Genomic DNA, 24,337 nt, shown 5'->3' with positions numbered 1-24,337 from the left:
CTTTATTCATCTCTATTGCCAATGACTTCCCGCAATCCTGACCCACTTTATCCACAATTCCAACGTGAAGCGGTGCACTGTAGTTGTAGCAATTGTAGTCGATTAATACAACATATTGGGTCGGCGTGCATTTTAAGTTCTATATGTAGTGATTTGCATCAAGGATGTTTACGATTTATTTGATGTAGCGCAAAGTAAAAATCGGAGCGTACAGATGACGGGCACTACAGCCGATTGTAAATTGTGGGCAGAAAATTCTGATTAATTATTCAACAAAAACAGAAAGGTAAGCTGAGCGTAGGCATCAAAGCCCGGCAGCGTTATGCGTACCGGGCCTGAACATAATTGCAAGCTATTTTTGCAACCACCAGACGGCTTCAAAAGGACGCAGCGTCATGTCTGCGGGTTGGCTGGCGACCTCGGCATAGTTGTGCATCAGCACCTGCCAGTTGCCGTCGGTCTGGGTCGGCTGCCAGCTCTGGAAGGTATCGCTCAGATTAGCAATGACCAGCAACCGCTGTCCTTGCCATTCACGTTGATAGCACCACAGATGCGGGCTGTCCGGTAGCAGATCCTGATAGTCGCCCCAGGTAATAACCGGCTCTGCTTTACGCAATGCGATCAGCTTCTGATAGGTATAGAACACCGAGTCGGTATCGCGCAGCGCTGCCGCCACGTTGATATCCGCAGCGTTGTCGCACAGATTGATCCACGGCTCACCCTGGGTGAAGCCCGCGTGTTTGCTGGCATCCCACTGCATCGGCGTGCGGCTGTTATCGCGCGATTTACTGGCGAGGATCGCCAGCAGCTCTTGCGCATCGCGCCCCTGGCCGTTCAGGGCGGCAAACATGTTATGGCTTTCCACATCGCGATAATCGGTAATCTGGCGGAAGTGCGGATTGGTCATGCCGATCTCTTCACCCTGGTAGATGTAGGGCGTGCCCTGCATACCGTGCAGCACCATCGCCAGCATTTTTGCGGCCGGAACGCGGTATTTACCTTCATCGCCAAAACGCGACACGATGCGTGGCTGGTCGTGGTTACACCAGAACAGCGCGTTCCAGGCCTGATTGTGCATGCCTTGTTGCCAGTGGCGAAACAGGGTTTTGAGCGCCACATAGTCGGGTTTGGCTAACGTCCACTTCTCACCGTTGGGGTAATCCACCTTCAGGTGGTGGAAGTTGAAGGTCATCGACAGTTCGCTGCCATCGAGTGCGGCGTACTGCTGGCAGTTTTCCAGCGTGGTGGAGGACATTTCTCCGACCGTCATCAGGCCGCGGGGCGTGAAGACGTCGCGATTCATTTCACGTAAAAACGCATGCGCGCGCGGGCCGTCGGTATAAAAACGCCGCCCATCGCCGTCGGGATCGCTCGGGAAGTCCTGATCTTTAGAGATAAGATTCACCACGTCGAGACGCAGCCCGTCCACGCCGCGATCGGCCCAGAACTCGCACACTTTTTTTAGCTCGGCGCGGACCGCCGGATTCTCCCAGTTCAGGTCTGCCTGCTCCGGAGCAAAGAGGTGCAGATAGTACTGCTCGCTTTCGGCGTGCCAGCCCCAGGCGCTGCCGCCAAATTTGGAGCGCCAGTTATTCGGGAGACTGTCTGGCGTGCCGTCGCGCCAGAGGTAAAACTGACGATACGGGCTGTCTTTATCCAGCGCCTCGCGAAACCAGGGGTGCTGGGTTGAAGTGTGGTTAAACACCATATCGAGAATAATACGGATACCGCGCGCTTTCGCCTGCGCCACCAGTTCGTCAAAGTCTGCAAGCGTTCCGTAGGCCGGATCGACAGACATGTAATCCGCGACGTCGTAGCCGTTATCAACCTGCGGCGAAATATAGAACGGCGTTAGCCAGATGGCATCAACCCCCAACGTTTGCAGATAGCCGAGACGCTGCGTCACGCCGCGTAAATCGCCGGTGCCGCTGCCGGTGGTGTCCTGAAAACTCTTGGGGTAAACCTGATAGATGACGCCGTTTTGCCACCAGTGGGGAATATTCATGGTTGTTTCCTGGAAATACGATGGGGCGCAACTGCGCCCCGAAGAAAAGTTAGACAATTTGTAATGTGCCCATACGGTGTTTACGCTGATAAACGAATGAGGTCAGTACCATGGGGATAACAATCGCAATGACCATTGCCATGCCAAATACCTGCCAGTAAGTCGGCTGGATGGAGAGGATGCCCGGCAAACCGCCGACGCCAATTCCGTTCGCCAACACACCGTTCAGGCCGCACAGCAGTCCGGCGAGACCGGAACCGATCATCGCGCACAGCATTGGGAAGCGGTATTTCAGGTTGATCCCGTACATGGCCGGTTCAGTGACCCCGAGATAGGCGGAAATCGCGGCAGGAACGGAGATTTCACGTTCATTGTGTTTGCGACTGGAGATGATGATCCCGACTACCGCAGAAGCCTGAGCGATATTCGACAATGCGATCAGCGGCCATACCGGCGTACCGCCCATGCTCTGAATCATCTGCATGTCGATAGCCAGCGTGGTCTGATGCACGCCGGTTATCACCAGCGGGGCATACAGGAAGCCGAACAGCGCCGCGCCAATCGGGGCAAAGCTGCCGGTCAGCAGGTGACGGACCGCAAACGCGACACCGTCGCCGATCATGCGGCCAAACGGACCGATAAAGGCGTGCGCGAGGAACACCGCGAGGATCAACGAGCACACCGGGACGATCACCAGATACAGATAATCCGGGACGATGCGTTTCATGCGTGTTTCAATAAACCCGAGCGCCAGACCGGCCAGCAGTGCCGGAATAACCTGCGCCTGATAGCCCACTTTCTCAATGCTGAACAGGCCGAAGTTCCACACTTCCGGTACCTGTTGACCGAGTAGATAGGCGTTCATTAGCTGCGGTGAAACCAGGGTCACGCCCAGCACAATACCGAGGATCGGCGTACCGCCCATTTTCTTCACTGCTGACCAGCAGATCCCGACCGGCAGATAGAAGAAGATCGCTTCGCCAATTAGCCACAGGAAGTCGTAAAGGGTTTTCAGCGAAGGGTACATCTGCGCCAGCGTCTGCCCGTTGCTCATGGGGAGATCGCCAATCACATTACGGAACCCCAAGATCAAGCCGCCGCTAATCAGCGCTGGCAGCAGCGGGAAGAAGATCTCCGCAAAATGAGAAATCAGCTGTTCGTGCCATTTCATATTCTGCCGCGCGGCTTTTTTCGCCTGCTCTTTGTCGGCGCTGGCCTGACCGGTTGTCGCCAGCAGCGCTTTGTAGTAATCGCCCACTTCGGTGCCAATCACCACCTGAAACTGCCCGGCGTTGGTGAAGCAGCCTTTGACCATCGGCAACTGTTCGATCTCTTTTGGCCTGGCATTCGCAGGCTGATTCAGCACAAAACGCAGGCGAGTAATGCAGTGACTTACCGTGGCGATATTGTCGCGCCCGCCTACCAGCTCAATCAGCCGGTCGATGTCTGCTTGTTTTATTTTGCTCATGATGATGTGTGTTCCCCGTAGGCCGGATAAGACGTTTTAGCATCGCCATCTGGCAACTCTCTCGTTGCTGTGGCCAGAGTATATCGTCGATGATTTTTTAAAAATGGGAACGTTCCCGAAACGCAGCGAAGATCACAAATTAACGCTCAGAAAGCGATCAGGAGAGGGTGGAAGGAATAACGATTTGTCGTAGTTCGCTACGGCCATTGATCTGCTCGATCAGCTGCGAGGCCGCTTGTCGTCCGGCTTCGGCATATCCTGGATCGACGGTGATAATTTCCGGATGGAGGAATTTCATCAGCGGCGTACTGCCCACGCTCGCCAGCTGTAGATTCTCAATTCGCTGCTCTTGCAGATATTTGCTGACACCAAGGGCGAGGGTATCCGTCGCGCAGACTAAGGCAGTGGTTTCCGGGGTGATGACGTTGGCGGCCTGCTCATAACCCTGCTTCATGGCAAGACCCGGTAGTGCGGCTACAGGATGCAGTTTGTGTTTCTTACAGAACGCCAGGTAGGCTTCATGGCGGCGCTTACCGGTGGTCACGTCGCTATGGGGAACGCCAAGAAAGCTGATATGGCGATGCTCGCGATCGTATAAACGCTGCATCAGGGTGCGAATGGCGCCTTCATCGTCATAGCAGACGGAGGCAAAGCCTTTGGCATCTCTTGCCAGCAGCACCAGCGAATCCTGCCAGGAGGCGAGCATGGATTCACTTATGCCGGTAAAACCAAACAGCACCACGCCGTCAATATTGCGGCGTCTGAGCATGCCGAGATGCTCTTCAACCAGCTCGGGCGAGAACTGGCTTTCCATCATGATCGGGTCGTAACCCTGCTCATAAAAGGCGGGCAGCATGGTTTGCACGGCGAGATTTTCCGAAAGCGAGTCCAGACGCGTGACGATGATCGCCACCACCTTGTCACTTTGTCCACGCATGGCGCGAGCGGAGCGGGAAGGGGAAAAACCGTGCTGATTCATCACCGCTTCAACGCGTTCGCGGGTGCGTTCGCTCACACCGCTTTCATTGTTAAGCACACGGGAAACGGTTGATTTTCCCACACCGCTTAAGCGGGCGATGTCTTTAATTGTCAGCCGGTTTTGCATCCTGTTTTCCCGTGTTGCGTGTGAAGTTATGCCAAATAGAGAATAACTTTACTCAAGCGCAGCGCAATGGGCAAAGTCTGGTATACGTTTGGTTTAGTTTCCATGGTTTATCATACTGCCATAATTGCCACAAACCTTATGGTTTTCTGCGTATAATCCGCAGCGCAAATCATTCACTTACCGGAGGCTATATGGATCCCGATCCCACCCCTCTCCCGAGATGGAGAAACCCCCCTTTCCGGTAAGCCTGTCTTTCACTGTCTTACCGGAGCAGTAAGACAGTGACGTTCTGACGTCCCTGTTGTGATTTTAATATTGCCATCAGGTAAGGCTTTGCCACGCCTGAAGGATTTACTGCGCCTGTTGAGACTGGCGCAGAGGGACTGCCTATGTTCAAAAATATTACTCGCCAGCTATTTGCCCGGCTAAACCGCCATTTACCACATCGTTTGGTGCATCGCGATCCGTTGCCTAATGCCCAGACCGTTGCCAGCACGCCGATCCCACCATCGCTGAGCGAACATTGTCTGAAAATGGCGCTGATGGACGAAGCCGCGCTGTGGAAAACGTTTGGCGCGCACCCGGAAGGATTAAACGCCGCAGAAGTGGAAAACGCTCGCGAATTACATGGTGAGAACCAACTGCCGGCGCAGAAGCCGTCGCCGTGGTGGGTGCATCTGTGGGTCTGCTACCGTAACCCGTTTAATATTTTGTTGACCATCCTCGGTGCGATTTCCTATGCCACCGAAGATCTGTTTGCCGCTGGCGTCATTGCTCTGATGGTCGTCATCTCTACGTTACTGAATTTTGTGCAGGAGGCGCGTTCCACCAAAGCGGCAGATGCGCTGAAGGCGATGGTCAGTAACACCGCTACGGTGCTACGCGTTATCAACGAGAAAGGAGAGAACGGCTGGGTTGAACTGCCGATCGACCAGTTAGTTCCCGGCGATATCATTAAGCTGGCGGCAGGGGATATGATCCCGGCCGATCTGCGTGTGGTGCAGGCTCGTGACCTGTTCGTGGCCCAGGCTTCGCTGACCGGTGAATCGCTGCCGGTGGAGAAAGTCGCAACCAGCCGCGACCCGCAGCAAAGCAACCCGCTCGAATGCGATACCCTGTGCTTTATGGGCACCAACGTGGTGAGCGGCACGGCGCAGGCCATCGTGATTGCGACCGGAGCCAATACCTGGTTCGGGCAACTGGCGGGCCGCGTCAGCGAGCAGGAAAGCGAGCAGAATGCTTTTCAGAAAGGGATCAGTCGCGTCAGCATGCTGCTGATCCGTTTTATGCTGGTGATGGCGCCGATTGTGCTCATCATCAACGGCTATACCAAAGGCGACTGGTGGGAAGCGGCGCTGTTTGCCCTGTCTGTCGCGGTGGGGCTGACCCCGGAAATGTTGCCGATGATCGTCACCTCGACGCTGGCGCGCGGGGCGGTGAAGCTGTCAAAACAAAAGGTCATCGTCAAACACCTCGACGCTATTCAGAATTTTGGCGCGATGGATATCCTGTGTACCGATAAAACGGGCACCCTGACACAAGACAAAATTGTACTTGAGAATCATACAGATATATCTGGTAAGCCCAGCGAGCACGTCCTGCATTCTGCGTGGCTGAACAGCCATTACCAGACCGGGTTGAAGAATCTGCTGGATACGGCAGTGCTGGAAGGTGTGGACGAAGAATCAGCCCGCCAGCTCTCTACCCGCTGGCAGAAAATTGATGAGATCCCGTTTGACTTCGAACGCCGCCGCATGTCAGTGGTGGTCGCTGAAGAAACCGATGTGCATCAACTGGTGTGCAAAGGCGCGCTGCAGGAGATCCTCAGCGTCTGCACCCAGGTGCGCTACAGCGGTGAGGTTGTCCCGTTAGATGACAACATGCTGCGTCGGGTGAAGCGCGTCACGGATACGCTGAATCGCCAGGGGCTGCGCGTGGTGGCAGTGGCGACGAAATACCTGCCAGCGCGTGAGGGCGATTACCAGCGTATTGATGAATCAGATCTGATCCTCGAAGGCTATATTGCGTTCCTCGATCCGCCGAAAGAGACCACCGCGCCAGCGCTCAAAGCGCTGAAAGCCAGCGGTATTACGGTGAAAATCCTGACTGGCGATAGCGAGCTGGTGGCGGCGAAAGTGTGTCACGAAGTGGGGCTGGATGCGGGCGATGTGGTTATCGGTAGCAACATTGAAGGGTTAAGCGACGATGAGCTGGCAACGCTGGCCCAGCGCACCACGCTGTTTGCTCGTCTGACGCCGATGCACAAAGAGCGCATTGTCACGCTGCTCAAGCGCGAAGGTCATGTGGTTGGCTTTATGGGGGATGGCATTAACGATGCCCCGGCGCTGCGCGCGGCGGACATTGGTATCTCCGTTGACGGCGCGGTTGATATTGCGCGTGAAGCGGCTGATATCATCCTGCTGGAAAAGAGTCTGATGGTGCTGGAAGAAGGGGTGATCGAAGGACGCCGTACTTTTTCTAACATGCTGAAGTATATCAAAATGACGGCCAGTTCTAACTTCGGTAATGTGTTTAGCGTGCTGGTGGCGAGCGCCTTCTTACCGTTCCTGCCGATGTTGCCGCTGCACTTACTGATTCAGAACCTGCTGTACGATGTATCCCAGGTGGCGATTCCGTTTGATAACGTCGACGAAGAGCAGATCAAAAAGCCGCAGCGCTGGAATCCCAGCGAGTTGGGGCGCTTTATGATCTTCTTTGGACCAATCAGCTCGATCTTCGACATTCTGACATTTTGCCTGATGTGGTTCGTCTTCCATGCGAATACGCCAGAACATCAGACGTTGTTCCAGTCTGGCTGGTTCGTGGTAGGCCTGCTGTCGCAAACGCTGATTGTGCATATGATCCGTACCCGCCGCGTGCCGTTCATCCAAAGCCGCGCCGCATGGCCGCTGATGCTGATGACGCTGGTAGTCATGGTGGTAGGCATTGCATTACCGTTCTCGCCGCTGGCCAACTATCTGCAATTGCAGGCGCTGCCGCTGAGCTACTTCCCGTGGCTGATTGCGATTCTGGCGGGCTACATGACATTAACCCAGCTCGTGAAAGGTTTTTATAGCCGCCGCTACGGCTGGCAGTAAGCACAAGATATCGGCTGCGTTGGCCCCTTAAAAAGCCAACGCAGCTGTAACCTGGCGCAGGAGGAATATCGGTATCGCCCGATGATTCGTGCCGCAGAAAATTCATGCGTATTATTATTTCTGTTAAAAGATAATTAATTCGATAAATGTGAATGATAAGTGAATAAATTCACGTAGAATATTGTTTTTTAATATTCATACATTAAAAATTATAATTTATAAGATATGCCTTAGCACTCCCCCTCCATTCATTCCGCAAAATATCGAGAATTAAAAAATTTACATAAAAATCTATGATTGCAACATGTTGTATTTTATGTTTTTTTTAATGATTCCTTTATTCTTATTTTTATCAATCCCAATAAAAACAATGCGTTGAGATATATATTCATGGCGGTGATTCGTTGTTATGAAATATGTCTTTGGATATACTTGCTTCTATATAAATTTATTTATATGGTGCCGCTGCATTACAGATTCGGAGAATCTGCGGCGGCGTGTTTCGTCGCTATGTCGTTTTATCTATATCATTTCGCTCACATCAGAGAGAGTAACATTATGCAAAGGAAAGCTATTTCATTTTGTATTGCCCTGGCATTAAGCGGTAATACATTTGCCGCCGATCTTAACAACAACGAAGACAAAAAAAAGCAGTGTCCCGAAAATATCAGCAGCCTTTCTCAGGCTGAGCTGGCCAAACTGTCGCCGGAGTGCCAGAAAGCCACGGAAAGCGTTTTAGAGCAGGGCTGGGCATGGGCGGTGGGCGGTATCGCTGCTGTGGCCGCCACGGTGGGTATCGCGGCGAGTGGCGGCGGCGGCGGCAGCCATTCGTCCTCCGGGTTGCCTGTTGATCCAGTAACGCCTGTGGACCCGGTAACACCTGTCGATCCGGTGGACCCCGTTACACCTGATACCCCCCCCTCCGTTTATGACAATGGCGTTACCCTTGACCGGGGCGCGAAAACCCTGACCTTTGCCTCGCTGGTGGTGAACGGCGTCACTTATACCAATGCCACCTTCGCCATTACCAAGCAGGGCGACGGCTACCTGCTGACCGCGCCGGACGGCAAAACCCTGACCGTGACCAGCCTGAACGTGATGGGCAATGCGCTGGTGATGCAGGGAACGTACGGCAGTAACAACCTGTTCTGGTCGTACAACCGCGCAGGAGAGCTTACCCTGGCGAGCGCAGACACCACGGTTATCGACGGCGACGGGCAGCAGAAAACCGTTGATGGCGGCTCCACCGCAGGCGGCCCGGGCGATACCGGGACGATTATCAACGGTGATGATAACGATGTTAATGTGAATGGCGATACCGGCGCTACTGGCGGCGGCACCGGCACCGACGTGAACGGCAACGACAACACTATCAACAACGGCGGCAAAAATACCGCAGACGGTGAAGGCTCCACCGGTACAGACGTGACCGGTGACGGCAACGACATCAACAACACCGGTGATAACAGTGGCACCAACGGCGGCACCGGCACTGGCGTGGACGGTAATGACAACACCATCGACAATAAGGGTAAAAATACCGCAGACGGTGAAGGCTCCACCGGTACAAAAGCTGACGGTAACGGCAACACCATCAATAACGGTGGTGAGAACAGCGGTGCCAACGGCGGTACGGGCACCGACGTGACCGGTGACAACAACGACATCAACAACAACGGTAATAACTCAGCGCAGGGTGAAGGCTCTACCGGTACCCAGGCTGACGGTAACGGTAACACCATCGACAACAAAGGTAACAACACGGCTGATGGTGCAGGCGCTACGGGTACAGACGTAAATGGTGACGGCAACAAAATCAATAACGAAGGTGATACTGGTGCCACTAATGGTGGTACGGGCACGGACGTAACCGGTGACAACAACACCATCGACAATAAGGGTAAAAATACCGCAGACGGCGAAGGCTCCACCGGTACAAAAGCTGACGGTAACGGCAATACCATCAATAACGGTGGCGAGAACAGCGGTGCCAACGGCGGCACGGGCACCGACGTGACCGGTGACAACAACGACATCAACAACAGCGGTAATAACTCAGCGCAGGGTGAAGGCTCTACCGGTACCCAGGCTGACGGTAACGGTAACACCATCGACAACAAAGGTAACAACACGGCTGATGGTGCAGGCGCTACGGGTACAGACGTAAATGGTGACGGCAACAAAATCAATAACGAAGGTGATACTGGTGCCACTAATGGTGGTAAGGGCACGGACGTAACCGGTGACAACAACACCATCGACAATAAGGGTAAAAATACCGCAGACGGCGAAGGCTCCACCGGTACAAAAGCTGACGGTAACGGCAACACCATCAATAACGAAGGTGATACTGGCGCCACCAATGGTGGTACCGGCACGGACGTTGACGGCAACAACAACACCATCGACAACAAGGGTAAAACCACTGCAGATGGCGCTGGCTCAACGGGTACCGACGTAACCGGCGACGGCAACAAAATCAACAACGAAGGCGACACCAACGCCACCAACGGCGCGACCGGTACGGATGTGGACGGCAACGGCAACACCATCGACAACAAAGGCAGCACCACCGCGGAGGGCGCAGGTTCTGCCGGTACTGATGTCGCGGGTAATAACAATACCATCAATAACAATGGTGCCAGCAAAGCCATTGACGGCGCGACGGGGGCAAAAGTCAGCGGCGACGGCAACACCCTGAACAACGCAGGGGAAATGACCGCCGGCAGTACCGATAGTACCAAACCGAGCACCGGGGTGGATGTCGCCGGTAATAACAACACCGTCAACCAGAACGGTAAAATGGTGGTGGGTGATTTCTCCACCGGTCTGAACGTGGTGGGTAAATCGAACACCATTAACCTGACGTCTGAAGAGATGAGCATCACCGGTCAGCAGGCGACCGGTGTCAACGTTTCCGGTGAAGCCAACAAGGTGACGCTGACCGGCAATATGGTGGTGGATAAAGACCAGACCTCCCCGCTGGCGGCAGATAATTTCTTTACCCCATCGACTGGGATTAATGTCAGCGGCACGAACAACACTGTGAGTCTGGACGGGCATTTGCAGGTGATTGCTGATACTGAAGTGGTTGGCAATGGATATGCGGTTTCACACGGAACCCAGGAAAAAATTCAGGGTCTGGTGGTAACCGGGGATAATAACCGGGTTGACTTGCTGGGCGGAGTTACGCTGACCGGTGAGCGTGACCAGATTGCAGACACCGCTGCCGGAGACGCCCTTGCTAATCAGCGTAAAGGTGCTAGTACAACATCCCTGATTAAAGTCGATGGGAATTCGAAGGTGTATGTAAGCGGTAACTCTAAAGTTGAAGGTGAGTTCGGGGCAGGGATCGCTCCATTATTCTCCTTATCTGGTGGTGCCTACCTGGAACTGACCGAAGGGGCGACCTTTGAGAACAAAAATGCCGTCGTAGACGACTATAAATCCACAATGGAGGCTTCATATCTGATTGACGTGAAATCAGGGGCTTCCTTCGCCAACAAAGGGACGATTTCTGTCAATGACATATCTCTGGTACAAGTAGCAGGGATGGGCTCTTCCGCCGTCAATGAAAATACGATTGAACTCAACAGAACCAGTGCCGCAAGAACAGCTCAAAGCGGCTCTCTTCACGCCATGGATGCACGTGAGGGAGCCATTGTGGTTAATAATGGCACCATTACCGGTGAAATCCTTAATCAGGACAGTATCGTTAACCTTGATGACAAAAGTTTGGGTAGTGAGTTTACGACGAACAACAGTGTCATATCACAGGAGTTAATGGTTGCTATTGGTGAAAATTCCCGCGCTACGAACAGTACCCAGGGCAATCTTGAAGTTTACGGACGCGGGACGGCTATGGTTGCAAGTAGGTCAGGAAACGCAGATAACTTCGGGAAAATAACGACAGATGGGCTGTGGAAAGATGCTGCAGACACGACTGTTATGGGAGCAACTGTTCCTTCAGCCGCCAGCCCAAGAGATTACGCCGTTGGCATGAGCGTTGGAATCAATACTTATTTTGATGTGATAGATAAAGGTGGCACCGCCACCAACCACCAAGGCGGTACTATCACTGTGTATAACGCTGGTGCCGGTATGGTGGCCAGAGGGGCGACCAACCAGGTGATCAACCAGGGCACGATCAATCTCGAGAAAAATGAGAATTACACTGGCAATGAACCGCTGGTCGGTATGGCGGTGTATAGCGGTGGTACAGCCATTAACGACACTACCGGCATAATTAATATCAATGCTGAGAATGGTAAGGCGTTTTATTCTGATGGTAATGCCAACAACCGTATTATCAACCGCGGACAGATTATTCTGGGGGCGAATGCGTCAGCCGATGCGGATAACAGTGCCACGGCAACGACACCGGAACTGGCGGACGGCTCGATTCTGACGGGCACCACCACCCTGAGCAAAGCGACGAGCGTGATGTCCGGCAGTACAGTCAGCAATACCGGCACGGTTGATGGCACCTCAACGTTGACAGTCGAGGGTATCTATAACAACCAGACTGGTGCGGTGACCAGTGCGCCGTTGACCGTTAACGCCAGCGGCGTGGTGAATAACAGCGGTACCCTTAGCGGCAAGACCACAGTCTCCGGTAAGATGGTTAACACTGGCACGATGACCCGTGGTGCGGAAATGAACGGCTCAGGCAAAGTCAGCAACAGCGGTACCGCCACCCTGGGCAGCAGCGCCGACGCCACCAACGCCAGCAAACTGGACCTGAAAAACAACAGCGTGTTTGATAACCTGTCGGGCGGAACCATTACCCTTGATAACAACAAAAACGCCGTCCATCTGAATAATGACAGTACCTTGAAGAACGAGAAGGGCGGCACCATTACGGTGACCAATAGTTCAACGGGTGCAGGTATCAACATATGGGGCGGCACCGCGGACTTTATCAACGACGGCACTGCAACGGCCACGGGTAAAACGCTGGTCGGCTCTTCCTCAGACGCTGCGGCAGGTAAAGCCTTTGCCTGGAACCAGGATGACGGGGTGATTAACTTCACCGCCACAGCATCCGGCCAGAGCGCGGTCAGCCTGACCAACAGTAACTATGTGGGTATCAACGACGGCACCATGAATCTCAGCGGCAGCGGCGCCATTGGTATGAAAGGCAGCAAGAATGCCCAACTGGTCAACAACGGCACCATCAATCTGGGGACAACCGGTACGGATGAAACCGGCATGATTGCCATGCAGATGGACGCTGGTGCCACGGCTGATGCGGTGATTGAGAACAACGGCGCGATTAATATTTACGCCAAAGACTCTTACGCCTTCAGCCGCCTGGGTGCAAACGGTCGCATCATCAACAACGGCACGGTCCTGCTGGAAGGTACCGGCAGCGGGCTGGTGAAAGAGTTTGATGTGACGGTGGAAGGTAACGGCACCGGCGGCAACGGCACGGAAACCCATGCGGCTTCTTATACCCTGCCGACCGACCCGACTGTGGCTCCTGTGCAGAGTAAAGGCCTGCGCTCCAGCGTCAGCCAGTACACCATCGGCACCAGCGCCAGCGGCACCGCCGGTACGCTGACCGCCGATTATGTTGACCTGGGCGATGTGGATGTGGATACCGGCTTCACCGCAGGTACGGCTGCCACTACTCAGACCTTCAACGACGTATTTGTCGGCGAAGATATCCAGGGTGAGCAGAACATTAAATCCGCCAGCGTGGTGTGGAGCGCGCAGGGTCAGAAGGATGCCAGCGGCAACGTTGACGTCACCATGACCAAAAACGCCTACACCGACGTGGTGACCGACAGCAGCGTCAGCGGTGTTGCCGGCGCGCTGGATGCCGCGTACACCAACAACGAGCTGTTCAGCAGCCTGAACCTGAAAACCTCTGCCGACGTGACGAAGGCGATGAAGCAAATCAGCGGCAACAAGGCTGTGAACGTCTCCCGCGACGCCCGCAGACTCAGCAACCGCTTCGATATGCTGGCGGATGCCGCGCCGGAACTGGGTAACGGTCTGTCGTTTAACCTGGTGGCGAAAGGTGACCAGCGTGCCGAACTGGGTAAAGACACTCAGTACGACATGATGGCTCTGCGTCAGAAACTGGGCTTTGGCGATAATCAGTCGCTGACCATGGAGTACGGTATTGCCCGTCTGGACGGTAAAGGCAATGTCTCTTCCGGCAGCGACGGTATCACCGGCGGTTACAGCCAGTTCCTGGGTCTGGAGCACGCCATGCCGCTCGGCGAGGAAGGTCTCTCCTGGAACAACGCCCTGCGTTACGACGTACATCAGCTCGACAGCAAACGCGGCATTAACTACGGTGATGTCAACAAACAGGCGCTGGCGGACAGCCGTCAGCAGTACCTGGAGCTGCGTACCGAGGGTCGTAAAACCTTCGCCGTCAGCGAAGGGCTGGATGTTGTGCCATATGCTGGTCTGAAACTGCGTCACACCATGGAAGACGGTTATCAGGAGCGCGGTGCTGGCGACTTTAACCTGAACATGAACAGCAGCACGGAAACGGCGGTTGATTCAGTGGTGGGTATGAAGCTGAGCTATGCCGGTAAGGATGGCTGGGCAGCAACGGCGACGCTGGAAGGCGGCCCGAACCTGAGCTACGTCAGCACTGGCAAAAAAGCGTCCCTGCAGGGGGCGGCAGGTCAGAGCTTCAACGTTGACGACGGTCAGAAAGGTGGCAGCATCAACAGCATGGCACAGGTGGGTGTGAAGTATAACGCCGGTAACACCAGCGCCGGGCTGGACGCTTTCCACTGGAAAGAGGACAACATCAGCGACAAGGGCTTTATGCTGAATATTAAACACAATTTCTGATAACAGCCTGAGTGAGTAAAAACAGAACCGCCGGAGTGATTTCCGGCGGTTTTTTTTACGCTTAGCGACGAACGGCGATCGCTTCAATCTCGATTTTCACGTCTTTCGGCAGACGGGCAACTTCCACGCAAGAACGCGCCGGGAAGGTGGCGTTGTGCTCGGTGAAGAACGCTTCGTAGGTCGCGTTTACGGTTGCGAAATCGTTCAGGTCTTTAACGAAGACGGTAGTTTTTACGATGTCGCCCACTTTCAGGCCTGCTGCTTCAACGATAGCTTGTACGTTTTCCAGCGACTGACGCGCCTGAGCGGACACGTCTTCCGATACGGCACCGGTTTTCGGATCGACCGGGATCTGACCGGAAGTGATTACCATGCTACCCAGGTCAACGCCCTGAACGTATGGGCCGATTGCTGCTGGTGCATTTTCCGTCGCGATAGTCTTGCTCATGATTTCTCCTGAATTACAGCGGTAATAGAATGTTCCCGGCCATTATAGGGAGCCGGGAAATCATTACCAACACCAATTAGTTGGCCAGCACCACATAATGCGAAAACTCTTTTTCACAGTATTTGCATTTGAGTGCGATGTCGTCAGCGCGCTTTTTCACTGAAAAACTGGACGATACTGGTTCAGCATGGCTGATGCAGTTGCTGTTCGGGCAAACCAGCACGTTATCGATACGTTCAGGCAGGCTCGGACGTGATTTACCCACCACGTCATAATCGTCAATGCGGTTTACCGTTGCCTGCGGAGCGTACAGGGAGAGCTGGTTTACCTGCTCGTCGGTCAGGAACGTATTTTCGATTTTAATCAGGTCTTTACGGCCCATCTCGCCAGACGGCAGGTTCAGGCCGATGGTGATACGCTGGTCGGTTTCAGTCAGTTTGAACAACGTCAGCAGCTTAAAACCAACCTGTGCGGGAATGTGGTCAATTACGGTGCCACGTTTGATGGCTTCAACCTGCAGTTTGTTATCGTGTGTCATCTCTTTTTCTCCCTTACAGTGCCAGTTCGCTATTCAGTACCAGTGCCAGTAACGCCTGGCGGGCGAAGATGCCGTTGCCAGCCTGCTGGAAATACCAGGCGTGCGGCGTCTTGTCGACGTCGGTGGTGATTTCATCGATGCGCGGCAGCGGATGCAGCACCTTCATGTTCGCTCTGGCACCGTTCAGATCGCTGGCACGCAGAACAAACTGTGCTTTCACATTGGCGTATTCGGACGGGTCCAGACGCTCTTTTTGTACGCGGGTCATGTAGAGGATATCGACCTCCGCCATTACCTCTTCGATAGTGCCATGCAGGCTCCAGGCGATACCTTTTTCATTCAGCATATCCAGAATGTATTGCGGCATGGCCAGCGCGTCCGGGGCGATGAAGTAGAAGCGGTTACCTTCGAACTTTGCCAGCGCCTGGGTCAGGGAGTGGACGGTGCGGCCATATTTCAGGTCACCCACCATGGCGATTTGCAGATTGTCCAGGCGGCCCTGCGTTTCCTGAATGGTAAACAGATCCAGCAGCGTTTGGGTGGGATGCTGGTTGGAACCGTCGCCGGCGTTAAGTACCGGCACGTTACCGGAGAACTCGGTTGCCAGACGCGCGGCACCTTCCTGCGGATGACGCATCACGATGGCGTCGACATAGGTGCTGATGACGGAAATGGTGTCGGCCAGAGTTTCGCCTTTTTTGCCAAGCGACGTGTTGCTGCTGTCAGAGAAACCCACCACGCTGGCGCCCAGACGGTGCATGGAGGTTTCAAAAGATAAACGGGTGCGGGTTGACGCTTCAAAGAAGCAACTGGCGATGACCTTATGTTTTAACAGCTCTGGCTGCGGGTTAGCTTTTAATTTCGCCGCCGTCGCGAGGACCAGATTAAGGTCATCGCGGCTGAGGTCGTTTATGGAAATGATGTGTTTTTGATAGAGCGGGTTAGCCATGTTTATCTCCTGACGCCTGGGCAAAAAAAAAGCCCCTCAATTGAGGGGCTCGGAATGGGTGATCAACGGAAAGAAAAACGGCAGGCCAGCGTCCTTTTTCAGACGCGGTAAGACAAAATGTCGTACACACTGAACCATACATCCTCCCGGCAAATTGTCCGCGATTATACTCAGCTCCGTTATGGGATCAAGCGAAAAATGCACTATTTATTCATCGCAAACGGTTCTTATGAATTTTAATTCATTTTGAATAGATAATTAATCTGTTTATGGACCAGGCCCGTTCGCTGTACCACCCGCGGCGCGACCCAGACAATACTGCTACCGGCAATGACGCCGAGAATTTCTGGCAACGCGTGATAATCGAGGATTCTGGCTACGGCGCGACCATAGCCAGCCGCCGTGTGGATGAGGATAAACTCGCTATTGTGTTCCACGCTGACCACCATTTCAGCAATCGATCGGGCAGCATCAGGCGCGGGTCGTGATTGCGGATTTACAGAATAAATTTTTTGCCCTTTTGTATTTCTTATTTTTATAGCACCGAGCAGTTTCAGCAGACGAGATACCGTTGACTGGCTAATCCCGGTGAAACCATGGTGTTGTAGATCGCGGCGAAGCGCTTCCTGAGACAGGTAGCTTTTTTCGCTAATCAGGCGCTGACAAATCGCCAACTGTTTCTGCTCTTTGGTCGAGTAATCATCGAATTCCTTCATAAAAACACCCTAAATTTATCATTTGTATCAATGCGATGGCGAAATTCACCACATTTGCAGTATCAATAACGGCTCAAACGGGCGGTTGTGCAGAAAAACGAGAGCGCGCTCAAAAAAGCCGTCGGGATCCGACGGCCAACAGGACTACAGCATCGCGCCGATACTCAGAACAACCATGTTCAGCACCGTCAGAATTAGCAGCAGTGGTGCGACCCATTTCAGGTAGCGCACATAAGGAACACGAGCGATGGCCAACCCACCCATCACAACCGCTGAGGTGGGGGTAATCAGATTCACAATGCCGGAAGCGGATTGATACGCGGTGACGACCAGATCCCTTTGCACATGGGCGAAGTCAGCCAGCGGGGCCATAATGGGCATCGTGAGCACCGCCAGGCCAGACGAGGAAGGGACCAGGAAGGAGAGCAAGACTTCCAGCCAGTAAGTCACATTGATGAAAATGGTGGTGGACAGACCGGAGACTAAATTTTCGGCGCTGTGCAAAATGGTGTGGGTGATCATGCCGTTGTCCATCACCACGACGATACCGCGCGCAATGCCGATAATCAGCGCCACACCGAGCAGATCCCGTGCCCCGTCAATGAAGGTACTGGTGAATGCTTCTTCACTCATGCGGGCAATCACGCCGACGATAATCGCAGATGCCAGAAAAACCCCAGATATTTCAGCCATCCACCAGCCGAGCACCGCGACGCCATAAATCATCACTGCAAAGGCGGCGGCGAATATCAGCAGGATCCACTTACGCGTAGCCGTGAATTCAAGATTGGTATTGGCGCGACTACCGAGAAAATGGGCACGGTTTTCCTCCATTTTATCGGCCACGATGGAAAGCTCAGGATGGCTGCGAACTTTCCGTGCATAGCGCATGACCCATACCACACAGATAACATAGCCGACGACCAGCAGCAGAATGCGCATCAGCATTCCCTGGGTGAAGGGGATCCCGGCGGCGTTAGCGGCGATAACCGTTGCGAAAGGGTTGATTGTTGAACCGAGGGTGCCGATGCCTGCGCCAAGCAAAACGGTTGCAGCAGCAACCAGTGGATCAAAGCGCGCAGCCATCATGACCGGAACCAATAAGGTGTAGAAAGGGAGTGATTCTTCCGCCATGCCGTAAATCGTGCCTCCGGCGGCGAAAAGTCCCATCAGGATGGGGATCATCCACTCTTCTTTGCCGTTCAGCCTGACCGTCACGCGTTCGATGCCGGCGTCGATGGCGCCCGTTTTGTTTACCACGCCGAGAAACCCGCCAATAATCAGGACAAACAACGCCACATCAATCGCGCCTGCGGTGTAGGTTTCGTGGTTATAAAGCCCGTCAATCGGAGCCAGCAGTACAGCCGTTAAACCTTGTGGATGCGCCTCTGTTGGGGCATAGGTACCGGCAACCGGCACTTCTTTGCCCAGGGTAGCATTCATCGCCATCTGGTATTTCCCGGCAGGGACAATCCAGGTCATAACGGCGACGAGCGCTATAAGAATAAACAGGATGGTATACGCGCTGGGAAATTTGAATTTGCCCATGATGTTCTCCGGATAGCTTGGGCATATGCCGCCAGGCGACACATGCCCGCTGGGGTTAGTCGCCGAGTGTCGCTACCATGACCGCTTTAATGGTATGCATCCGGTTTTCTGCTTCGTCGAAGACGATGGAATGCGCTGACTCAAATACCTCCTCCGTGACTTCAAGCCCTTTCAGGCCGTAAGCCGCTTCGATTTCACGGCCCACTTTGGTGTGCTCGTTATGGAAGGCGGGCAGGCAGTGCATGAATTTCACATTGGGATTGCCGGTCGCATCGATGACCTGCTGGTTAATTTGATAAGGCGTCATCAGGCTGACGCGTTCTGCCCACGCCTCTTTGGGTTCCCCCATCGAAACCCAGACATCGGTGTAGAGAAAGTCCACGTCGTAAACGCCTTCCTCAACATCCTCTGTGAGCGTAATGCGCGCGCCCGTCACGCTGGCGATTTCACGGCATTCGGCAACCAGCGCCTCGTCCGGCCAGAAGGATTTCGGTGCGACCAGACGAATATCCATCCCCATTTTCGCCGCGCCGACCATCAGCGAATTGCCCATGTTATTGCGGGCGTCACCGAGGTAAGCGAAGCTCAGTTCGGGTAAGGTTTTACCCGGGGCGTGTTCCAGCATGGTCATCAGATCCGCGAGGATCTGCGTAGGGTGGAATTCATTCGTCAGCCCGTTCCAGACCGGCACACCAGCGAACTGCCCCAGTTCTTCCACTATCTCCTGGCCGTAGCCGCGGTATTCAATACCGTCATACATGCGACCTAACACGCGGGCGGTATCTTTCATCGACTCTTTATGACCAATCTGCGAGCCGCTTGGGCCAAGGTAGGTCACCTGTGCGCCCTGATCGAAAGCGCCGACTTCAAAGGCGCAGCGGGTGCGAGTTGACGTTTTTTCGAAGATTAGCGCGATATTTTTACCGACCAGCGTTTGCCTTTCGCGTCCGGCTTTTTTTGCCGTTTTTAACTCGATAGCCAGATCGATCAGGTACTGGATTTCCGTTGGGGTGTAGTCCAGCAATTTGAGAAAATTGCGATTTTTCAGGTTAACAGTCATGAAAATATCCTTATGTAGGCTGGATAAGGCTTCGCTTTACCCAGCAAAAAAAGCCTTAAGCGTTAACATCAGTGGCTTCGCGCCGAATTAGCGTGCCTTTGTCACCGGCGAGAATGGCCGAACCATCAGCCAATGAGCCGATGCCAGCAATCCCGTGACAGTGAGAGACAAATTCCGCGCAGGCGGTGACTTTGGGGCCCATTGAACCGGCGTCGAATTGCATTTCGCTGAGCCTTTCCGGCGTAACCTGGGCCAGCGGGCGCTGGGTAGGTTTGCCCCAGTCGAGATACACCGCATCGGCATCGGTCAGGATCAGCAGCGCATCGGCGTGGATTTGTTTGGCGAGCAGGGCGGCGGAGAGATCTTTGTCGATCACCGCTTCAATACCGTGGTAGCCATCGGCTTTTTCCACTACCGGTACGCCGCCACCGCCGTTGCAGATAACCAGATGATCGCGGGCGATCAGTGTGCGAATGGCGTCACTTTCCACGATACGTTTGGGTTGTGGAGAGGGCACAACACGGCGGAACGCTTTACCATCGGCTTTGAAAACCCAGCCTTTTTCCGCCTGTAACGCGTGGGCCTGGGGTTCGTCATAAATCGGCCCGATATATTTGGTGGGATTGCTGAAGGCCGGATCGTGGGCATCGACTTCAACCTGAGTCAGCAGGACACTAATTTCACGCTGTGGGAGCTGGTTTTTCAGGGCCTGTTGCAGCATATAGCCAATCATTCCCTGACTTTCCGCGCCGAGAATATCGAGCGGATAGGGGGTGACGTTGGCATAAGCACTGTTTTGTAACGCCAAAAGTCCAACCTGCGGGCCATTGCCGTGTACCAGAATTACACGCCACTGCTGCGTGAGTTGAGCGAGAGTTCTTGCCGCCAGCTCAATATTCTTGCGTTGGATGTCGGCTTCCAGCGGTTCGCCGCGTTTGAGTAGCGCATTGCCGCCCAGCGCCACAACCAGGGTAGGTTTGTTTTCCATAACGTCTCCTTAAATACCGTCGCGTTCCAGCGGGCAACTCATGCAGCGCGCTCCGCCGCGCCCACGTCCCAGTTCGTCGCCAGGAATGGGTAAAACAGTGATGCCAGCTTTGTCGTATTTTTCGTTGGTCCAGATGTTGCGTTCGTAGCCCACCACAACCCCGGGGCGCAGCGTCAGAACATTGTTCGCGTCATTCCACTGTTCGCGTTCAGCTTCGAAGGCGTCGCCACCGGTGGTGATCAGATTGATCTGGTCGAGGCCAAGTGCTTTTTCGAGGGCATGTACCAGCGTACTTTCCTGGGTGCGTTTCAGGCCGCCGCGCCCGTCTGGTGTCAGGGTCCAGCACTGGACATCCGGGCGCACTACTTCCGGGTAGACGGAGAAGGTATCGATATCGATGTGGGTCATGACGGTATCGAGGTGCATACAGGAGCGATTTTTCGGCAGTTCGACTGCGATGACGCGTTCTGCCTGGCGATGCTTAAATAGCGACTGGGCAAGGAACTCAATGCCCTGCGGCGTGGTACGTTCCGACATACCGATGAGAACTGCGCCGCGACCAATGACCAGCACATCTCCACCTTCTAATGTGGCGTGGTCGTAATTAATATTTTCATCGCCGAAATATTTAATAAAATCACCATCGGCAAATTGTGGATGCCAACGGTAAATCGCCCGCAAGTTATTAGTTTCTCGTTGACGTGCAGTTTTTGCCATCGGATTAATGGATACGCCGTTATATATCCAGCATGAGGTGTCGCGGGTAAATAAGTGGTTTGGTAATGGCTTCATAATAAAGTCATTAATATCGTGAGTATCGACCACCATATTTTTGATTGAGGCAGGAATTTCTCCGTATGTCAGCCCACCGCTTAAATGTCGGGCGAGCTCCCGGTGCTGCATATCTGCAAGCCAGGCGCGAATATCCGTGGCGAAAGCGGGGCCAAGCCGATAATCAGAAATTTGTGTATCCAGTAGCCAGCTTTTGGCATCGGGGATATCCAGAGTTTGTGTCAATAAATCAGTGAGTAACAGAACCTCAATTCCCTGTTGACGTAACGTGTTGGCGAAAATGTCATGCTCTTCTCCTGCACGTTCTACCGAAAGAACATCATCAAAAAGCAGTTCCTGGCAATTTGACGGCGTCAGCCTTTTTAGGCTGAGGTTAGGGCGATGTAGCATTACGCTACGTAATTGACCGATTTCAGACCCGACATAATGCTTTTCCATCATTATTCCTTTAATACGATTTTAAAAAATAAAGAGGAGGTGCCTGCAAATAATGTTTATTGCAGTCATGATTTTTCAGCTGATTTCAGAATCTATATTTAGATCTTATCTGATATAGAAACGTGATTCATTTCACAGTCAGGTCGATGTTTGGCATTTGTTGTTTAATTTATGAGATGGCTCTGAGAATTTAAAAAATAAAAACATGAATAATTGAATTACTACGCAGGAATATGTCTTGTTATTTAACTGTGTTAATTTTATGTACATGTCTAAATATTTAATAAATTAAATAGTGCGTTGATTTTTATATGTTTTTCTATATTTAATGAATTTTTATGCGAATCTATTATTTTATTATTTGTGCTGTAAGGTTTATTTCAAAATAAATATGACGATGAAGAAAGATAACGAAGGAGACGTAAACTGTGATCGATAGCTGGTTTTTCTAATAAAGCTTTATATAACAGTGAGTTAGTGACTGAGTTGAAAAGTATGAGACGAAAGTTATGCAGAGTTTATGCATAACCTGTTGCTGGCTATTAGCAATTATTTAACATCATCAGCGATAAACATGCGTTGACGCAAAATATCGGTAAATAGCAGTGGTATGGCAGACCGTTTTTTCGTATAACAACCAAAATGAAACGATGTTTTAATTAAGGGGTTTGAAATGATTGTCGGCAATATTCACAACCTGGATGCCTGGCTGCCGGAAGAGCTGCGTCAGGCGATTGAGCACATTAAAGCGCACGTGACGGATGCGACGGAAAAGGGTAAGCACGACATCGACGGCGAACGTCTGTTCTATCTGATTGCTGAAGATATGACGGAGCCGTTTGCGCAGCGCCGCGCCGAATATCACGCTCGCTATCTGGATATTCAGATCCTGCTCAAAGGTCAGGAAGGCATGACTTTCAGCACGCAGCCTGCGGGCGCACCGGAAACTGACTGGCTGGCGGATAAAGATATCGCCTTCCTGCCGGAAGGCGAACAGGAGAAAACGGTTGTGCTGAACGAAGGTGACTTCGTCGTCTTTTATCCGGGTGAAGTGCATAAACCGCTGTGCGCGGTCGGCGCTCCGGCGCTGGTACGCAAAGCCGTGGTGAAAATGCGGGTAGCATAAACCGGTTTGCCGGGTGCGACTTACCCGGCCTAAGGAAGTACGATGGTAGGCCGGATAGGGTGCGTCAGCATCGCCATCCGGCAATTCAATCACGCAATGCTATGATTTGGAAAGCGTCGCGACCATCACCGCTTTGATGGTGTGCATCCGGTTTTCTGCCTGATCAAATACGATACTGGCGGGTGACTCAAACACCTCGTCGGTCACTTCCATGCCGCCGTGCAGACCATATTCCTGCGCCATTTGTTTGCCAAGCGTGGTTTGATCGTCATGGAACGCAGGCAGGCAGTGCAGGAATTTCACCTTCGGATTGCCGGTCAACGCCATCATCGCGCTATTAACCTGGTACTTACGCAACTGCGCAATACGTTCGGCCCATTTCTCTTTCGCTTCGCCCATCGATACCCAGACGTCGGTATAGATGAAGTCCGCGCCTTTCACGCCCGTGGCGACATCTTCGGTTAGCGTTATATTGCCGCCGTTTTTCTGTGCCAGCGCTTTACACTCCGCAACGAGGCTTTCCTCCGGCCAGCAGGCCTGGGGCGCGACCAGGCGCAGATCCAGTCCGGTTAACGCAGCGGCTTCCAGCATGGAATTGCCCATATTGTTGCGGGCATCGCCGGTGTAGACCAGCACCATCTCATTAAACGCTTTACCCGGCAGGTGTTCCTGCATCGTGAGTAAATCCGCCAGCAGTTGGGTAGGGTGAAATTCGTTGGTTAATCCGTTCCAAACCGGAACTCCGGCATATTCCGCCAGCGTCTCGACAATTTCCTGACCGTGGCCCCGATACTGAATACCGTCGTACATACGACCGAGTACGCGGGCGGTGTCTTTGATCGACTCTTTATGACCAATCTGGCTGCCGCTCGGCCCGAGATACGTCACGCGCGCGCCCTGATCGTATGCGGCAACTTCGAAAGAGCAACGGGTGCGGGTTGAGTCTTTTTCGAAGATGAGCGCGATGTTTTTACCGGTGAGTTTAGCGACCTCGGTACCGTTTTTCTTATCCGTTTTGAGCTGCGCGGCGAGCTGGAGCAGTGACGTGAGTTCAGCAGAGGTGAAATCAAGCAGTTTCAAAAAATGTTTCTGATAAAACGCAGACATAGTTCCCTCACATGGCTTAGGCCATTTATTGAATTAAAATTCAATTTATATGGATGTTTATTCATTTGCAACCTTGTTTAACAAATCTTTCCTGGAAAGGTGGAGGCAATGACAGCGGTATGTGACAATAAG

At 53.2% G+C, this 24,337-nt stretch carries 17 protein-coding genes; 4 read left to right on the top strand and 13 right to left on the bottom strand.

Going from position 1 to position 24,337, the window contains the following annotated elements; all coding sequences use genetic code 11:
- Positions 1-352: 352 nt before the first annotated feature.
- The 3 genes from treC to treR all read right to left on the bottom strand — a co-directional run bounded on the left by treC (position 353) and on the right by treR (position 4,578).
- The gene (gene treC / locus HVZ52_RS20210) at positions 353-2,005 is read right to left on the bottom strand and encodes an alpha,alpha-phosphotrehalase (protein ID WP_049043269.1); all 1,653 of its coding nucleotides are present in this window, start codon (positions 2,003-2,005) and stop codon (positions 353-355) included.
- A gap of 49 nt (positions 2,006-2,054) precedes the next feature.
- On the bottom strand, positions 2,055-3,473 hold the full coding sequence (gene treB / locus HVZ52_RS20205) for a PTS trehalose transporter subunit IIBC (RefSeq protein WP_049283018.1): 1,419 nt from the start codon (positions 3,471-3,473) through the stop codon (positions 2,055-2,057).
- 157 nt (positions 3,474-3,630) lie between these two features.
- Positions 3,631-4,578 carry a trehalose operon repressor TreR gene (gene treR, locus HVZ52_RS20200; protein ID WP_016155565.1) on the bottom strand — a complete coding sequence of 316 codons (948 nt, stop codon included), beginning with the start codon at positions 4,576-4,578 and terminating at the stop codon, positions 3,631-3,633.
- A gap of 389 nt (positions 4,579-4,967) precedes the next feature.
- Here treR and mgtA point away from each other — a divergent pair, with 389 nt between their 5' ends.
- On the top strand, positions 4,968-7,676 hold the full coding sequence (gene mgtA, locus HVZ52_RS20195; RefSeq protein ID WP_019078248.1) for a magnesium-translocating P-type ATPase: 2,709 nt from the start codon (positions 4,968-4,970) through the stop codon (positions 7,674-7,676).
- Between the two features lie 558 nt (positions 7,677-8,234).
- Positions 8,235-14,495: an autotransporter domain-containing protein gene (locus HVZ52_RS20190; RefSeq protein WP_181599314.1), complete on the top strand. Its 6,261-nt coding sequence runs from the start codon at positions 8,235-8,237 to the stop codon at positions 14,493-14,495.
- A gap of 61 nt (positions 14,496-14,556) precedes the next feature.
- Here HVZ52_RS20190 and ridA read toward each other — a convergent pair whose 3' ends face one another.
- The 4 genes from ridA to pyrL all read right to left on the bottom strand — a co-directional run bounded on the left by ridA (position 14,557) and on the right by pyrL (position 16,568).
- Positions 14,557-14,943 (bottom strand): 2-iminobutanoate/2-iminopropanoate deaminase, encoded by a 387-nt coding sequence (gene ridA / locus HVZ52_RS20185; RefSeq protein ID WP_016151491.1) that lies wholly within the window; start codon positions 14,941-14,943, stop codon positions 14,557-14,559.
- A 76-nt stretch (positions 14,944-15,019) separates the two neighbouring features.
- Positions 15,020-15,481 carry an aspartate carbamoyltransferase regulatory subunit gene (pyrI, locus tag HVZ52_RS20180; protein WP_016151492.1) on the bottom strand — a complete coding sequence of 154 codons (462 nt, stop codon included), beginning with the start codon at positions 15,479-15,481 and terminating at the stop codon, positions 15,020-15,022.
- A gap of 13 nt (positions 15,482-15,494) precedes the next feature.
- Complete coding sequence (gene pyrB / locus HVZ52_RS20175; protein WP_016151493.1) at positions 15,495-16,430, bottom strand: aspartate carbamoyltransferase; 936 nt, start codon at positions 16,428-16,430, stop codon at positions 15,495-15,497.
- A gap of 36 nt (positions 16,431-16,466) precedes the next feature.
- Positions 16,467-16,568 carry a pyr operon leader peptide gene (pyrL, locus tag HVZ52_RS20165; protein WP_003025819.1) on the bottom strand — a complete coding sequence of 34 codons (102 nt, stop codon included), beginning with the start codon at positions 16,566-16,568 and terminating at the stop codon, positions 16,467-16,469.
- Here pyrL and HVZ52_RS20160 point away from each other — a divergent pair.
- Positions 16,548-16,670 carry a hypothetical protein gene (locus HVZ52_RS20160; protein ID WP_085951096.1) on the top strand — a complete coding sequence of 41 codons (123 nt, stop codon included), beginning with the start codon at positions 16,548-16,550 and terminating at the stop codon, positions 16,668-16,670. The two genes, pyrL and HVZ52_RS20160, sit on opposite strands and share 21 nt — an antisense overlap.
- On the opposite strand, the gene HVZ52_RS20155 is transcribed toward HVZ52_RS20160, so the two are convergent.
- From HVZ52_RS20155 to arcA, 5 genes are all read right to left on the bottom strand, one after another.
- On the bottom strand, positions 16,667-17,146 hold the full coding sequence (locus HVZ52_RS20155; protein ID WP_003839609.1) for an arginine repressor: 480 nt from the start codon (positions 17,144-17,146) through the stop codon (positions 16,667-16,669). The genes HVZ52_RS20160 and HVZ52_RS20155 overlap by 4 nt on opposite strands.
- 144 nt (positions 17,147-17,290) lie before the next feature.
- Positions 17,291-18,694, bottom strand: coding sequence for a YfcC family protein (locus HVZ52_RS20150; protein ID WP_047499900.1), 1,404 nt, complete (start codon positions 18,692-18,694; stop codon positions 17,291-17,293).
- A gap of 55 nt (positions 18,695-18,749) precedes the next feature.
- Positions 18,750-19,754, bottom strand: a complete 1,005-nt coding sequence (gene argF, locus HVZ52_RS20145) for an ornithine carbamoyltransferase (protein WP_016155572.1) — start codon at positions 19,752-19,754, stop codon at positions 18,750-18,752.
- 55 nt (positions 19,755-19,809) lie between these two features.
- On the bottom strand, positions 19,810-20,742 hold the full coding sequence (gene arcC / locus HVZ52_RS20140) for a carbamate kinase (RefSeq protein ID WP_019078251.1): 933 nt from the start codon (positions 20,740-20,742) through the stop codon (positions 19,810-19,812).
- A 9-nt stretch (positions 20,743-20,751) separates the two neighbouring features.
- Positions 20,752-21,972 (bottom strand): arginine deiminase, encoded by a 1,221-nt coding sequence (gene arcA / locus HVZ52_RS20135; RefSeq protein ID WP_181599308.1) that lies wholly within the window; start codon positions 21,970-21,972, stop codon positions 20,752-20,754.
- A gap of 673 nt (positions 21,973-22,645) precedes the next feature.
- Between arcA and HVZ52_RS20130 the strand changes: the two genes are divergently transcribed.
- On the top strand, positions 22,646-23,098 hold the full coding sequence (locus HVZ52_RS20130) for a YhcH/YjgK/YiaL family protein (RefSeq protein ID WP_016151499.1): 453 nt from the start codon (positions 22,646-22,648) through the stop codon (positions 23,096-23,098).
- A gap of 99 nt (positions 23,099-23,197) precedes the next feature.
- On the opposite strand, the gene argF (HVZ52_RS20125) is transcribed toward HVZ52_RS20130, so the two are convergent.
- Positions 23,198-24,205 (bottom strand): ornithine carbamoyltransferase, encoded by a 1,008-nt coding sequence (gene argF / locus HVZ52_RS20125; protein WP_181598634.1) that lies wholly within the window; start codon positions 24,203-24,205, stop codon positions 23,198-23,200.
- Positions 24,206-24,337 lie beyond the last annotated feature (132 nt).

Source organism: Citrobacter sp. RHB36-C18 (assembly GCF_013814485.1).
Classification (GTDB): Bacteria; Pseudomonadota; Gammaproteobacteria; order Enterobacterales; family Enterobacteriaceae; genus Citrobacter; species Citrobacter braakii.
Note: the sequence above shows the minus strand (reverse complement) of the source record. Positions and strands in the feature narration are given on the sequence as shown.